Annotated in this window: 14 protein-coding genes; 7 read left to right on the top strand and 7 right to left on the bottom strand. The window is 66.9% G+C overall.

The genetic code is table 11. From position 1 onward, the window contains the following. Together OXU42_11650 and OXU42_11645 are read left to right on the top strand one after the other, a co-directional pair. Positions 1 to 528: UbiD family decarboxylase (locus OXU42_11650; protein ID MDE0030042.1), on the top strand; the 528-nt coding region annotated here is incomplete at its 5' end. 21 nt (positions 529 to 549) lie between these two features. After that, positions 550 to 1,176, top strand: a complete 627-nt coding sequence (locus OXU42_11645; GenBank protein ID MDE0030041.1) for a glutathione S-transferase family protein — start codon at positions 550 to 552, stop codon at positions 1,174 to 1,176. Between the two features lie 59 nt (positions 1,177 to 1,235). On the opposite strand, the gene OXU42_11640 is transcribed toward OXU42_11645, so the two are convergent. The 4 genes from OXU42_11640 to cofC form a co-directional block, all read right to left on the bottom strand. Beyond that, positions 1,236 to 2,303: an amidohydrolase family protein gene (locus OXU42_11640; GenBank protein ID MDE0030040.1), complete on the bottom strand. Its 1,068-nt coding sequence runs from the start codon at positions 2,301 to 2,303 to the stop codon at positions 1,236 to 1,238. A 42-nt stretch (positions 2,304 to 2,345) separates the two neighbouring features. Beyond that, the gene (gene npdG / locus OXU42_11635) at positions 2,346 to 2,996 is read right to left on the bottom strand and encodes an NADPH-dependent F420 reductase (protein ID MDE0030039.1); all 651 of its coding nucleotides are present in this window, start codon (positions 2,994 to 2,996) and stop codon (positions 2,346 to 2,348) included. A 183-nt stretch (positions 2,997 to 3,179) separates the two neighbouring features. Next, positions 3,180 to 3,941 carry a coenzyme F420-0:L-glutamate ligase gene (gene cofE, locus OXU42_11630; GenBank protein ID MDE0030038.1) on the bottom strand — a complete coding sequence of 254 codons (762 nt, stop codon included), beginning with the start codon at positions 3,939 to 3,941 and terminating at the stop codon, positions 3,180 to 3,182. Positions 3,942 to 3,991: 50 nt separating this feature from the next. Next, positions 3,992 to 4,672 carry a 2-phospho-L-lactate guanylyltransferase gene (gene cofC / locus OXU42_11625; protein MDE0030037.1) on the bottom strand — a complete coding sequence of 227 codons (681 nt, stop codon included), beginning with the start codon at positions 4,670 to 4,672 and terminating at the stop codon, positions 3,992 to 3,994. Between the two features lie 319 nt (positions 4,673 to 4,991). Here cofC and OXU42_11620 point away from each other — a divergent pair, with 319 nt between their 5' ends. Genes OXU42_11620 through mgtE form a run of 3 tightly spaced genes read left to right on the top strand, consistent with a single transcriptional unit; the run spans position 4,992 to position 8,010 of the window. Further along, complete coding sequence (locus OXU42_11620; GenBank protein MDE0030036.1) at positions 4,992 to 5,852, top strand: mechanosensitive ion channel; 861 nt, start codon at positions 4,992 to 4,994, stop codon at positions 5,850 to 5,852. Between the two features lie 7 nt (positions 5,853 to 5,859). Next, a complete protein-coding gene (locus OXU42_11615; protein ID MDE0030035.1) occupies positions 5,860 to 6,678 on the top strand; it encodes a hypothetical protein in 819 nt (272 codons plus the stop codon). Between the two features lie 24 nt (positions 6,679 to 6,702). Beyond that, positions 6,703 to 8,010: a magnesium transporter gene (gene mgtE, locus OXU42_11610; GenBank protein MDE0030034.1), complete on the top strand. Its 1,308-nt coding sequence runs from the start codon at positions 6,703 to 6,705 to the stop codon at positions 8,008 to 8,010. Positions 8,011 to 8,182: 172 nt separating this feature from the next. Here the strand turns inward: mgtE and cofD are convergent, their stop codons facing one another. From cofD to cofG, 3 genes are read right to left on the bottom strand one after another with little or no spacing between them, the layout of a single operon-like run. Continuing rightward, positions 8,183 to 9,130 (bottom strand): 2-phospho-L-lactate transferase, encoded by a 948-nt coding sequence (cofD, locus tag OXU42_11605; protein MDE0030033.1) that lies wholly within the window; start codon positions 9,128 to 9,130, stop codon positions 8,183 to 8,185. 10 nt (positions 9,131 to 9,140) lie between these two features. Next, a complete protein-coding gene (gene cofH / locus OXU42_11600) occupies positions 9,141 to 10,385 on the bottom strand; it encodes a 5-amino-6-(D-ribitylamino)uracil--L-tyrosine 4-hydroxyphenyl transferase CofH (GenBank protein MDE0030032.1) in 1,245 nt (414 codons plus the stop codon). Beyond that, positions 10,354 to 11,565, bottom strand: coding sequence for a 7,8-didemethyl-8-hydroxy-5-deazariboflavin synthase CofG (gene cofG, locus OXU42_11595; protein ID MDE0030031.1), 1,212 nt, complete (start codon positions 11,563 to 11,565; stop codon positions 10,354 to 10,356). Before cofG ends, cofH begins: the two co-directional genes overlap by 32 nt. 399 nt (positions 11,566 to 11,964) lie before the next feature. On the opposite strand from cofG, the gene OXU42_11590 reads away from it, so the two are divergent. Then, positions 11,965 to 13,302 carry a hemolysin family protein gene (locus OXU42_11590; protein MDE0030030.1) on the top strand — a complete coding sequence of 446 codons (1,338 nt, stop codon included), beginning with the start codon at positions 11,965 to 11,967 and terminating at the stop codon, positions 13,300 to 13,302. 65 nt (positions 13,303 to 13,367) lie between these two features. Next, positions 13,368 to 13,926: pyridoxamine 5'-phosphate oxidase family protein (locus OXU42_11585; GenBank protein MDE0030029.1), on the top strand; the 559-nt coding region annotated here is incomplete at its 3' end.

Below are 13,926 nucleotides of genomic sequence, written 5' to 3'. Positions count from 1 at the left end.
CTGTCCATCGCCGACATCAAGTACGTGGTGGTGACCGACGACGACATCGACATCTTCGATCCCGTGGAGGTGGAGTGGGCCATCGCCACCCGCGTGCAGGCGGACCGGGATACGGTGATCCTGTCCAACGCGCGCTCCAAGCCCCTGGACCCGTCCATCCCGCCCAGCGCCAACGGCGTCCCCACCACCGCCAAGATGGGCATCGACGCCACCATTCCCGAAAACGTGCCGCGCTACCGCTACAACCGGATCATCTACCACAACCAGGGCAAGGCGGTGCTCGACGACTACTTGGTCGAGTCCCCGGCCGCGCCGCAGCCGCCGGCGGCCGGCGACGACGCCGTCGAACGGCTGGCGGAACGGACCCTGGACATGCTGCGCGAGAAGCGCCTCAGCTTCAGCGAACTGCTGGACGCCTTCTCGGACCAGGCGTTCGCCACCGTCATGGCTCTGGTGGGGCGCCTCAACGAACGCAAGCAGATCACGCTGGACGAAGAGGGCAAGTACATGCCCGCGGAGGACGCGTGAGAAGCTGAAAGGAGAATGACCGTGTCGGCGGAACTTGTTTTCTACACCAATCCCATGTCGCGCGGGCGCATCGTGCGCTGGATGCTGGAGGAATCGGGCGTCCCGTACCGCACCGAGCTGGTGGAGTTCGGTCCTATGATGAAATCGCCGGAGTACCTGGCCATTAACCCCATGGGCAAGGTGCCGGCCATCCGCCACGGCGACACGGTGGTCACCGAATGCGCCGCCATCTGCGCCTACCTCGCCGATGCCTTCCCGGACGCCGGCCTGGCGCCCCCGAGCGAACAGCGCGGCGCCTACTACCGCTGGCTGTTCTTCGCGGCCGGCCCGCTGGAGGCGGCGATCACCAACCGCATGTTCGGTTTCGCCGTGCCGGAGGACAAGGAATCCATGGTGGGCTACGGAAATTATGCCACGGTGATGAACGCCCTGGAGAAAGCGGTCGAGGGCGAAGGCTACGTCGCCGGCGAGACCTTCTCCGCGGCCGACGTGTACGTCGGGTCGCACATCGGTTGGGGCATGCAATACGGCACCATCGAAAAGCGCCCGGCCTTCGAGGGGTACTGGTCACGGCTCAGCGGACGCGCGGCGTATCAGCGGGGCAACGCCCTGGACGACGCGGCGGCGAACGCCGGCGAGAAGGAGTGACGGGCTATCGGTTTCGATGAAACGCGAAGCCGGCGGTCACGCCCGTCAAGACGGTTCGGCTACTGCCCCAGCCGGTAGAAGCGGCGCGCGTTGTCCGCGAGGATGGCGGCCTTGTCCTCGTCGCTGAGGGCCGGGTGCTCGGCCACCTCGGCGATCTCGTGGCCGATGTCGCCGGGGCCGATCTCGTGGGGGAAGTCGCTGGCGAAAAGGAACCGGCCGTTGCCGGCGCGCTGGATCTGGTAGTCGAGACCGTTCTCGCCACCCTCGCAACCCACGAAGACGTTGTCCAGCAGCGCGTACCGGCTGGGCTCATGGTCCGGATCGGGGCCGTGGTAGTTGCCGTGGGAGTTCCACTCCCCGAAGAATTCGTGGGACCGGTCCATGCGGTCCATCCAGAAGGTCAGCCAGCCGGCGCCCCCCTCCAGGAAGGCCACCCGCAGGTTCGGGAAGCGGTCGAAGACGCCGTGGTAGACCATGCCGGAGAACGCGATCATCAGGCTGAAGGGATGGCCCAGCCCGGCGATGGGAACGAATGCCTCCAGGGTGTCGAGGCCCATGCCGTGGTGGCAGCCGCCGTGCACCGCGAGTCCGCAGCCCAGCCGTTCGGCCTCCGCGTAAACGTCCCAGTAGGTCTTGTGGCCCAGGTCCATGGGCAGGCCGCGCGAGGGCAGCATGGCGCCGAGCATGCCCAGCTCGGTCACCGCCCGGCGTAGCTCCCGCACCGCCTCCCGCGGGTCCTGCAGCGGGATCAGCGCCATGCCCTTGAGCCGCGGGTTGTCCTTGAGATAGCGGTCGTGGAGCCAACTGTTGTAGGCATGGGCCACGGCGCACGCCCAGTCCGGCATGCTGATGTTGCCCATGGCGAGGCCCCAGGTGGGATACAGCACGCTGCACTCGAACCCCGCCTGCTCCACGAACGAGCGCCAGTCCTCCGGGGTCACGGGCTTGCCGCCGCCGAAGGCGCCCTCGCTCAGGTACTTGAGCCCCAGGTGATGATGGTCCAGGGAGGGGAAGACCCGGGTGAGGATGCGCTTGCTCGCCTGGCTGCGGTAGGGCTCCTCGATGTAATCGACGATGGACTCGTCCTCGATCACATGACCGTCGGCATCGATGACAGGCAGGCTCATGGATATGCCTCTCGACTCCAGTGTGGCGCGTCACACCGGCTGCTAGTGAATGCCCGTTATCTTCACACTGGCGTGCTTCGACTTGTAGCGGCGGTTGAGGGCGATGAGCACGCCGGTCAGCCCTTCGACCACATAGGCGTTGGCCGCCGGACCGGCGTCCAGGCCGGTGGCGCCGATGCGCTCCAGCAGCTCGATGACGCGCTCCTTGGCTTCCCTGCTGTCGCCGCACACCAGCACGTCGCCCAGGGGTTCATCCGGCGCGCTCAGGTCCAGCGCCGAGATGTTGTGCAGCGCGCCGATGACCGGAGTGTCGTCGCCCAGGATCTTCTGCGCCTCCAGCAGCGCCGAGCCGGCCTCGGGCACGAAGGGCCGGCCTTTGAGCAGCGGCACCACCGCGTCGATGACGATCTTGCCGCGCAGCTCGCCGGCCAGGTCGGCCACCATCTTCTCCTGCCCCTCGTAGGGGACCGAGATGACGGCAAGCTCCGCTTCACGGACCGCGTCGGCGTTGAGCATCCCCTCCACGAAGTTCGTGCCCAGCCTTTCGTTCAAATCCTTCGCCGCGTCCGCGCCGCGCTGCGCGTCCCGTGAGCCGATGAGCACCCGGACGCCCGGACGCGCCAAGCGTCCCGCCAGGCCCATTCCCAGACTTCCGGTCCCTCCAACAATAGCGATTGAAATGGAATCTTGCATGGGAAGGCTCTTAGCACGTTCGCGCCGGGTCCGACAAATACGGTCCCGTCGAGGCGGTCCTTCGACTTCGCTTCGCTACGCCTGTCCTGAGCTTTGTCGAAGGGCTCAGGACGAACGGCACTATTCTCCGTTTCTCCGTTCGCCCTGAGCGTAGCTCCGCGTCAGCGGAGCGAAGTCGAAGGGTCACCGGCCGCCACGGAACAGGTCATCCTCCCCCGGCCGGATCAAGTCCCGCGCCGAGCCCTCGCGCCGCGGCAGTTCCAGCCCCCGGACGATGGCCGCGGGTATATGGCTGGTCTTTCCCATGACCAGCTCCGCCGCGCCGGCGATCTGGTCTGCAACGGCGGTGACCGAGGCCTTGAGCTCATATCCGTACGGGTCCGTCCCGCCGCGGTAATCGATGAGAGGCCCGAACCCGGCCACGCCGATGGCGACGTCGGTGGTGCCCAGGCGCCAGGGACGTCCAAACGTGTCGGTGACGACGACGCCCACGGTCTTCCCGGCGAGTCGCCGCACTTCATCGCGGATACGACGGGCGGAACCGTCAGGATCCTTGGGCAGGAGCAGGGCGCGGCCGACGCCCACGTTCGACAGGTCGATGCCCGCGTTGGCGCACACGAAGCCGTGGTGGGTCTCGACGACGATGGTGCTGCGTCCCTTGGCGACGATGCGGCGGCTCTCGCCCAGGATCAGCTCCAGCAGGCGCGGGTCCTTGCCGTCGAGCTCGGCGGAGAGCCGCAGGGCCTCCGCCGACGGTGTCACGGTCTGCAGGTCCACCGCGCGTCCTTCCGACTTGGAAACAACCTTCTGCGCCACCACCAGCACGTCGCCGTCGCGCGGGGTGAGCCCCTGGCGCGCGCACGCCTCCACCACCAGCCGCCCCAGCGAGTCGCCCGGGCCGATCTCGTCCAGCCCCTCCACGGCGATGATCTCGAGACGCCGCATTACGCGTCAACCCGCGTGCTTGCCGTGCGCGACTTCATGAAATTCGCGGGTCAACTGGCCCGCGCGAAGAATCCGCTGCCGTTGTCCCGCATGGCGGCAAGGCGGTCATGGGTACGGCCGTGCTCCAGGCGGGGGATGAGCTTCTGCAGATCGGCGGGCTCGTCGATGTCCAGTGCGATCCGCGAGTTCTCGATGACCTTGACGGACGCCCCGCGGGCGTCCGCTTCGCTCAGATGGTAGCGGAAGCTGTCGTAGCCGAAACGGAGCCGAAGGACATCGGGAGGCGCCAGCAGCAGTGCGTTGGTTCCCATGCGGTCGTGCGAGGGGACCAGGATCGCGAAGGGCGAGACAGGGCTTTCGGGCGCGGCACGGAGCACGGACTCCACGTCGCCGGCGCGCAGCAGCGGGATATCGCCCGGCACAACCAAGGCAGCGTCGATGCCCGCCTGCTTCATGACGTCAAGGCCGTAGTGGACCGCGTCGGTCTCGCCGGTCTCATCCTGTTCCCGGATCACCGTCACGTTGAAGGCGGAAACCCAGCGCGCCACCTCGTCCGAGCCGGTGACGACCCAGGTCCTGTGAATGCCGTGGGCACGGGTCACCTCCGTCAGCACGTCGTGCACCATGGCCTTCATCAGGTCCGAACGTTCGCGCGGGCTGAGCCGTGAGGAGAGCCGCTGCTTGGCCCCGTGAAACCCCTTGACCGGAATGAGCGCGCCAAACTTCATCATGGAAGTGCTTAGCACCTGCCCGGCCAATTTTGAAACCTGCCCAACCCCGAAGCGGTCGTTCGGACGAAACAACGGTTTGGACGTCACCCACTACCGCGCGTAGCGGTTGACCGTCGTCATCCCTCGCCGCAAGACCGTTCCGCGAGAATCATCGTGATTTGACAAGGGTTTTGGCACACCCTACCTTGTAACCGGTCGACGCTCGGCAGCTCCGCGCGGTATCGGCCGGGTGACACCGGGGCCATGTTGCCCAAATGCCGTCGCTGGAACATGGCTTCCATTCGGCCGGTTCGCCGGCAGAGGACTCTCGGGACAACGAATGCAACAGGAAGCGAACGGGTGGAGCTGGGAAGCAACCTACGAGATCTGGCTCGGGGCCCTGAACGACACGTACCGGGAGATGGTGGAAGCGGCGGCGGCCCTCGTGCCGGGCGTCGTCGGCGCCGTGCTGCTCCTCTTCGGCGGCTGGCTCGTCGCCGTCGTGCTGCGGGCGCTGATCGCCCGCTTTGGCACGGGCATCGACCGTGTGTTCCACGCGGTGCGCGATCGCGTCGGCCAACCCCACTTCGACCTCCGGTGGCCAATCTCCAGGATCGTTGCGTGCACCGTCTACTGGCTGGTGATCCTTTTCTTCCTGGCGGCGGTTTCCAGGTCACTGGGCCTGCCGGGGGTGGCCCGCATCTTCGCCGAGGTCCTGGCTTACCTGCCCCTGCTGCTGGTGTGGGCCGCTGTGGCGTTGGCGCTGTACATGGCGAGCGGTCCGGTAGCCGCCGTGGTCACCGCTTCAGCGCGTTCCGCCGGACTTGAAAACGCCGGCCTTCTCGGGCGCATGGCAAGAGTGGTCGCCCTCACGTTCGCCGGCATCATCGTGGTGAGCCAGCTCGGCATCGACCTGACCCTGCTGGTGAACGTGGTCACGATTGCAACGGCGGCACTGCTGGGTGGAGCGGCCGTTGCGTTCGGGATCGGGGCGGGAGGCACCACCGGCAATCTCATCGCGGCCCACTACGTACGCCGGAACTATCGCGTGGGGCAGCGAGTGGCGGTGGCGTCCTTCGAGGGCGAGATCCTGGAGATCACCCGCTCGGCCGTGATTCTCGATACCGAGCAGGGACGGACCATGGTGCCCGCCCGGCTGTTCAACGAACAAGCCTCGGTGCTCAAGGAGAGGGAGGGTTGAGCGGACCATGCTCGGTCCAATGGCATCCCGGTTCGTCGAGGACCATCCGTCCGACGCGGCCCACATCCTGGACGAGTGTGCCCCCGAGGTCATCGGAGAGATTCTCGCGACTCTGCCGGCTCCCGTGGGTGCGGGATTGCTGCGGGCCATGACGCCGCACGCCGCCGCCGCGGGACTCGCGCGTCTTGCGCCGGATGCGGCGGCGGCGCTGGCGGAGTGTCTTCCCGTGGAGTTGGCGGGGGCACTGTTGCTGCGCCTGGACGGGACCGTCCGAGGCGCGTTGTTGAACGCCCTGCCGGCCAGGGCATCTCTGCCGCTGCGGCTGGTGCTGCGCTTTCCGGTGGGGACCGTCGGCTCCCTCGTTGACGCGCGAGTGGTGACGGCGAGGCCGGACACCCGCATCGGAGAAGTGGCCGAGATTGCACGGAGCGCCCCCGAGTCGCTGCGCAAGTACGTTTACGTGCTGGACGAAGCACAGCACCTCGTGGGCGTCGCGGACGTGCGCCAGTGCTGGCTCCAGGATGACGATCGCCGGGTCGCCGGCCTCCTGCACAAGGAGCCGGTGGCGTTGCGGGCGCGCACGAGCCTGCGCCAGGCAAGCCTCTTGCCCGCGTGGGAGCGGTTCGCGGTCTTGCCCGTGGTCGACCACCGGGGAGTCTTTCTGGGGATCGTTCGGCGGATGACCCTGTTCGGCGCGCTGGCGGAACAGGGACCACCGGCCGGGGGAGAGGACCTGGCCCAACTGGCCCTGGATCTCGCGGACATATGCTGGCGCACCGCGTCCGGCCTTCTCATTGAGGCGCCGGCGGAAAAGCGACGGAGCTGAGCCCCTCCCACCGGAACCAGGATCATGACCGGGACCGTTTCCGAGGCCGATCAACGGCTTGAGGCCGAGTTCTTGTCGAACCACCCGGGAGCTTCGACCGTTCCGCTGGAGTCGTTGGAGACCTCGGAGCAGGTGGAGATCTTCACCCGTCAGCCGGTGGCGGTCATGCTTCCGGTGTGGGAGCGTCTGTCTCCCGACATCGCCCGGAAGCTGCTGACCGCCCTGCCCGAATCGATCGTGGTCGAGACCATGCAAGGACTCGATCCGGTTCGCTTGGCGCACCTCCTGACGTCGCTCGATGAGGACGCGCGTGAGCACCTGCTCGGGTTGATCGACGAGGGCGACGCGAAGGAGGTGCGGTCCGCGATGCTCTATCCGCCGGACCGTGCCGGCGCCCTGATGGACTCCCGGGCGCGGCTTCTCCGGCAAAGCAGCACCGTGGCCGAGGTGCTCCGGCGGCTGCGGCGCGACCGCCGGCCCGGGCGCTCGGGTTTCTTCGTCGTGGACTCCGACAACCGGCTGGCAGGCTGGGTGGACATTCAGGACCTTGCGTTGGCTGAACCCGAGGAGCGCGTCGGTGATCTGGTTCGGGATGTGGATGCCGTGGTCGATCCCATGGCCACCGGAGAGGAAGTCGCGGAGAAGATGGACGAGCACCGCCTGTCCGATCTTGCGGTGGTCGACCTTGACGGCCGGCTGACAGGCGTCATCCGCCACGCAGCGAGGGTGGAGGCGGAGAGGGAACGGGCAAGCCTCGGCATACAGACCATGGTGGGGGTGAGCAAGGATGAACGAGCCACGTCAACGGTCTCGTTCGCCGTGCGCCGGCGATTGCCCTGGCTGCACGTCAATCTGCTTACCGCTTTCATCGCAGCCGCGGTGGTGGGGCTGTTCGAGAATACCATCGCCCAGTTCACCGCGCTGGCCGTGCTGCTCCCGGTGGTCGCGGGGCAGTCGGGAAACACCGGCGCTCAGGCGCTTGCCGTAACCATGCGCGGCCTCACACTGCGAGAGATCCGCGTCGCGCAGTGGGGCCGTGTAGTGCTCAAGGAGGCCATCGTCGGCTTCTGGAACGGTATCGCCATCGCGTTGACCACCGCGGTGGGCGTGATTCTGTGGAGCGGCTCCTACGGCCTGGGTCTGATCATCGCGGTGTCGATGGTGCTTTCGGTGATCATCGCGGGCGTCTCCGGTGCCTTGATCCCCATCGTACTGAGGGCACTCGGGCAAGACCCCGCCCAGTCGTCCTCAATCCTCCTCACCACCATCACCGATGTCGTCGCCTTCCTGAGCTTCCTCGGGATCGCCACCCTGCTGTCCGGCCTGATCTAGGCCCGTATTCGTCATTCCCGCGAAACAGGCTGTGTCAAAACTCCACTTCCCGACGATGCAAGACCAGTCCGTCATTCCCGCGAAAGCGGGAATCCAGGGGTGGGGAGGCGGGGAAACGCCGCTGTAACGCCCCACCACCGCCCCTGGATTCCCGCTTCCGCGGGAATGACGATTAGGGGGTTGTTGTCAGCAACTCCCGCGCCAGCCGCTTCTTGTCTTCCAGCGTGTCCATGCGGATGGAGGTGGTCCGGACTTCGACGCCGAGCCGCTCGACAGCGGGCCGCAGATGCCGGTCTTCCGTGTCGATGACCAGCACGTCCACGAAATCCCGGTATGCCTCGGCGAGCCCGGTGACGGACGCCTCCACACCCAGGGTCGCCATGAGCTTGTGCGCGGGACCGCTGAAGGAACGGCCCTGAACCATGGGACTCACGGCCACCACCCTGGCTGGCGTGTCGCGCAGGGCCTGGCGCACGCCGGGCACCGCGAGGATGGGGCCGATGCTGGTGGCGGGATTGCTCGGGCACACCACCACCGAGGCGGCGTCACCGATGGCTTCGAGCATGCCCGGCGCGGGGCGGCTTTCCTCGATCCCCCGGTAGCACAGGCTCAGGACCTCCGGTTGCCAGCGTGCCTTGACGAAGTATTCCTGGAAGGAGATTTCCCCATCCGGCGTGGCCAACCGCGTCTCCACGCGCTGGTCGGTCATGGGCAGCACGCGTGAGCGCACCCCCAGCGCGCGGCACAGCGCGGCGGTGACCTGCGACAGCGGCTTCCCCTCCGACAGGAGGCGCGTGCGGGTCAGGTGGGTGGCGATATCCCGGTCGCCCAGGCGGAACCAAGTCTCGTTGCCGAGTCGCTGGAGCTGGTCCAGCACCGTAAAGGTGTCGTCCCGGACGCCCCACCCCTTGGCCGGGTCGATGAGGCCGGCGAGGGTGTAGACGATGGTATCGACGTCGGGGGAGACATGGAGGCCGTGCACCACCGAGTCGTCGGCGGTATTGCACACGACCACCAAGTCCTCCGGAGCCGTCTCCTCGTGGAAGCCCAGGACAAGCTTTGCGCCGCCGGTACCTCCGGTGAGGAGCACCCGTGTCCTGGAACTCGGGTCCCTGGACACCGGCGTCGCCTTACAGGCCGGCGGCCGCGTGGCCCGGAGCGTCGGCGGCGGGAGCGAATTCGCTCGCGAGGACCTCGGGCTCTGCCTCCCACGTGCGCAGGATCTCGTAGCCGGTGGAGCGTTCGGCGGGTATCCGGTTGATCTCGCGGATCAGCGAGCGGAACTCGTGGGGCCAGATCATCTGGCCCTCGGTGGAACCCGCCAGGCGCGAGATGCTCTCTTCCATGAGCGTGCCGCCGAAATCGTTGGCGCCGGAACGCAGGCAGAACTGCGACATGCGCCGGCCCATCTTCACCCAGGAAACCTGCACGTTGGGAATGGCGTCGTTGAGCAGCACCCGCGCCAGCGCGTGCACGCGGACGTCTTCCTCCTCGGTGGGGCCGGGACGCGCCAGGCCCTGCTGGAAGAGCGCGGTGTTCTCGTGCACGAACCCCAGCGGCACGAACTCGGTGAAGCCGCCGGTCTCCTTCTGGATGTCGCGCAGCAGCAGCATGTGGTTCACCCAGTGGCTGCCGTTCTCCCGGTGGCCGTACATCATGGTGGAGGTGGTGAAGATGCCCACCTCGTGGGCGGTGCGGATGACCCGTTTCCACTGCTCGGTGCTGACCTTGTTCTTGGACAGCACCATGCGCACCTCGTCGTCGAGGATCTCCGCGGCCGTGCCGGGCACACTATCGAGGCCGGCGTCGCGCAGCATGCGCAGGTAGTCGGCCAGCGGCATGCCGGTCAGCTCCACCCCGTAGGTGATCTCCATGGGCGAGTAGGCGTGGATGTGGATGCCGGGAACGCGCGAGCGGATGGCCTGGAGCAGGTCGCGGTAGTAGAACGGCGTCATGCCGCGCGGCAGGCCGCCCTGCATGCATATCTCGGTGGCGCCGCGGTTCCACGCCTCCTCGGCCTTGTCCGCCACATCTTCGAGCGAGTGGTCCCAGCTCCCGGGCTTGTTGGGGCCGGTGTGGAAGGCGCAGAACTTGCAGCCCACGTAACAGACGTTGGTGAAATTGATGTTGCGGCACACCACGTAGGTGACGCGGTCGCCCACCTTGGCCTGGCGCATGAGATCGGCGGTCACGGACAGGGCGGCCAATTCGTCGCCGCTCACTTCGGACAGGATCAGGCCTTCCTCCCGAGTGACCTCGTGCCCCGCCAGGGCGTCCTCCAGGATCCGTGCGACGCGCGTCTCGATGCGGGGCAGCAGCTCGTACAACCGCTCCGCCCCGTCGTCATAGTCGAACATCGCTTCGATGTGGCTCATGGTGTCCTCCGAGAGCGGCGAGGCCGTCCTCGCCGCACAACCTCTCGATGAAAGGGATCAGCTCGGGCGCGATGAACCGCTCCGCCCGGGCGATGTATTCCGGGTAAATGGGAAGCCGGGGCCGCAGGACGAAACCCGCGGCCGCGGTGCGCTCCGCCAGTTCCACCAGCTCGGGCCAGGGGGCCTCCGGGTTGATGAAATCGCGGGTCACCGGGGACACGCCGCCCCAATCGTTGATGCCCGCGTTCAGGTACCACTCGTAACACTCCGGCGTCAGGTTGGGCGGCGCCTGGATGTTCATGTCGCCGCCCAGGATCAGCCGCGCCAGGGCGATGGTCCCGGCCTCGTCGTCGTAGTCCGCGTGCGGTCGGTCGCGCATGGGGATTTCGGGCTTCACGCGGAAGTTCTGCACGATCACTTCCTGGATGTGGCCATAACGTTCATGCAGTTCCCGGATGGCGTAGAGCGACGCGATGCGCTCCTCCCAGGTCTCGCCGATGCCGATGAGGATGCCGGTGGTGAACGGGATGCCCAGCCGCCCGGCCTCGGCCAAAGTCCGCAGCCGGGCCGCCGGCTTCTTGTCCGGCGCGTCGGCATGCGCGCCGCCCGGCTCCATGAGCCGCTCGCTGACGTTCTCCAGCATGAGCCCCATGCTCGCGTTCACCCGGCGGAGCCGCTCCAGGTCGGCGCGCGCCATGAGCCCGGGGTTGGCGTGGGGCAGGAGCCCGGTCTCCTCCAGCACCACGCGACAGGCTTCGTACAGGTACTCCAGCGTCCGGCGGTAGCCCGCCCGACGGAGGAACTCCCGCATCTCCGGGTAGATGGCCTCGGGCTTGTCCCCCAGGCTGAACAGCACCTCGGTGCAGCCCATCGCCTTGGCCTGCCGCACCGTCTCCAGCACCTCGTCCAAGGACAAGGTCCTGGCGCCGTCTTCTCCGGGCGCCTTGCGGAACGTGCAGTAGCCGCAGAAGTCGCGACACAGGTTGGTGAGCGGGATGAAGACCTTGGGGGAGAAGGTGACGGTGCGCCCCTTGTGGCGGTCGCGCAACTCGGCGGCCGCTCGAAGCAGCGCCGTGAACTCATCTCCCTCGACACCGGAAAGCAGGAGGGCGTCGCCCGGCGCCAAGGAACCCCCGTCGAGACATTCCTGCAGCAGTCGTGGGACTTGGCGAGTCGTCATTGCCAAACGCTCAAAGTGGTCTGCATAACGGATAAGGGGGTGCAGGTCAACCAGACCAGGTGGCCTTCCGGGTTTTGAGGTATGCAAAAGGGCTTGCTTTTTTGTCACGGATGAAGGAGATTTCTGGCAGAATATCGGCCGTCTCCCGGTGCAGGAGACAAGGAGTTCCACAAGATGTCCGACGACCCACAAGACGACAGTATACCGCCGTCGCGCATTCCGGCCCTGAAGGCTTCCATCGCCCTCCCCTGCTTCCCCAAACTCTTGATTGCCCCATCGGGACAAATGCACCCCTAGACCGACCGCGCGTCTGTCGGGAACGCCCGCGTCCGGCTCGATCCGGAGCGGAGTTCCTCCGTGTCCCTTTACGTCCCGGCAATCCGGATGGGAGATGTTTCCATGTTCGAGAGTTTATGGTTGGGCGCCACGGTCATCCTGCTGTTGATCCTGGCCAACGGCTTCTTCGCCGCCGCGGAGATCGCCGTGATCGCCACGCGCAGGACGCGCATCGATCAGGTGCAGGGCAAGGCCAAGGGCAAGGGCAGGCGCGCCGCCGCGGCCCTGGGCCGGCTCAAGGACGAGCCCGACCGGTTCCTGGCCACGGTGCAGATCGGCATCACTTTCGTCGGCACCCTGGCCTCCGCCATCGGCGGCGCCGGCGCGATCCAGGTCCTCACGCCGCAAATCCAGTCGCTGCCGCTACCCTACGCCGAAACCTGGGGCAACTACGCCGCCATCCTCATCGTGGTTTTGCCCATCGCCTACCTGAGCCTGGTGCTGGGCGAACTGGTCCCCAAGTCCCTGGCGCTGCGCTTTTCCGAGCGCATCGCGTTCTGGGTGGCGCTTCCCATCGACGCCATCTCCAGGTGCACGTCGTTCCTCGTGGCGTTCCTCACCCGCTCCAGCAACGTGGTCCTGCGGCTGTTCGGCGGCAGGGAGACCGGTTCCGCGAGCTTCATTTCCGAGGAGGAGGTCAAGTCGATCATCCGCGAAGGTACCGCCAAGGGGATCTTCGACGAGACCGAGAAGGAGCTGATCCACAGCGTCTTCGACTTCGCCGACACGCCGGTCAGGGCCGTCATGGTGCCGCGCACCGAGATCCACGCCATCGACGTCGAGTCCGAGCCGGACGACGTGCTGCGGAACTTCGTCGAAAGCGGCTTCTCGCGGCTGCCGGTGTACGAGAACGAGCTGGACCAGATCCTGGGCATCGCCTACAACAAGGACATCCTGCGGGCCATGCAGGCCAATGAGGCCATCGACCTGCGCAACATGCTGCACCCGCCCTTCTTCGTGCCCAGCTCCCTGCCCATCAGCCAGCTCCTGAAAGACCTGCAGCGCCGGCGCATGGCCCTGGCCCTGGTGGTGAACGAGTACGGCGAGGTGGAAGGGCTGGCCAGCCTGGAGGACATCATCGAGGAGATCGTCGGCGAGATCCGCGACGAGTACGACGCCGAGGAGCGCGGGCCGGTGGAGCGCCTCCCCGACGGCTCCCTGGTGGTGTCGGGCTCCGCCCTGCTGAAGGACCTGCAGTCCGACTACGACCTGCCCTTCGAGGAATCGGTGGACTACCACACCCTCGCGGGTTTCGTGCTGGCCAAGCTGAAGCGCATACCCCGCGGCGGCGAGAAGATCGAAACCGACGGCCACCGCCTCACCATCGCCGACATGGAAGGCCGCCGCATCATCAAGATCCGGGTGGAGGAGAACCGCCGGGTGAACGGCGGCGTGGCGTAGGGACAGGCTGTATAATGACTATCGCTACCTTAGGCAATCCGCCCGAAGCACAGGAGACGCGCGACATGGATACCATCGACAAGACCCGCCCGCACACCGTCACATCACTGGAAGGTCTCGGCCGGATCTACGCCAGCCCGCTGCCCGCCGTCGCTACCAAGGAAACCGACCATATCACCGAAGTCGGGCGCGCCTTCATCTCGGCGTCGCCGTTCCTGATCCTGGCGACGTCGGACGGGGACAAGATCGATTGTTCGCCCAAGGGCGACGCACCGGGCTTCGTTCAGCTTCTCGACGACCGCACCCTGCTGATCCCCGACCGGCCGGGCAACAACCGCACCGACGGCATGAAGAACCTGCTCAGCAACCCGAAGGTCGGCATTATATTCATGGTGCCGGGATCGAACGAGACCTACCGCGTCAACGGCACGGCGACAATCAGCACCGAGCCCGATCTGCTGAGCCGCTTCGAGGTGCGCGGCAAGCTGCCTCGCGTCGTCATGGTCGTCTCGGTCGAAACCGCGTTCAACCACTGCCCCAAGGCGCTGGTGCGGGCGAAGCTGTGGGAGGCCGACGGACGGCCGACCGGCGCGCCGACCCATGGCGACTTCGCCGCCGCCCGCG

Source organism: Deltaproteobacteria bacterium (genome assembly GCA_028818775.1).
In the GTDB taxonomy this organism is placed as follows: Bacteria; Desulfobacterota; Binatia; order UBA9968; family JAJDTQ01; genus JAJDTQ01.
Note: the sequence above shows the minus strand (reverse complement) of the source record. Positions and strands in the feature narration are given on the sequence as shown.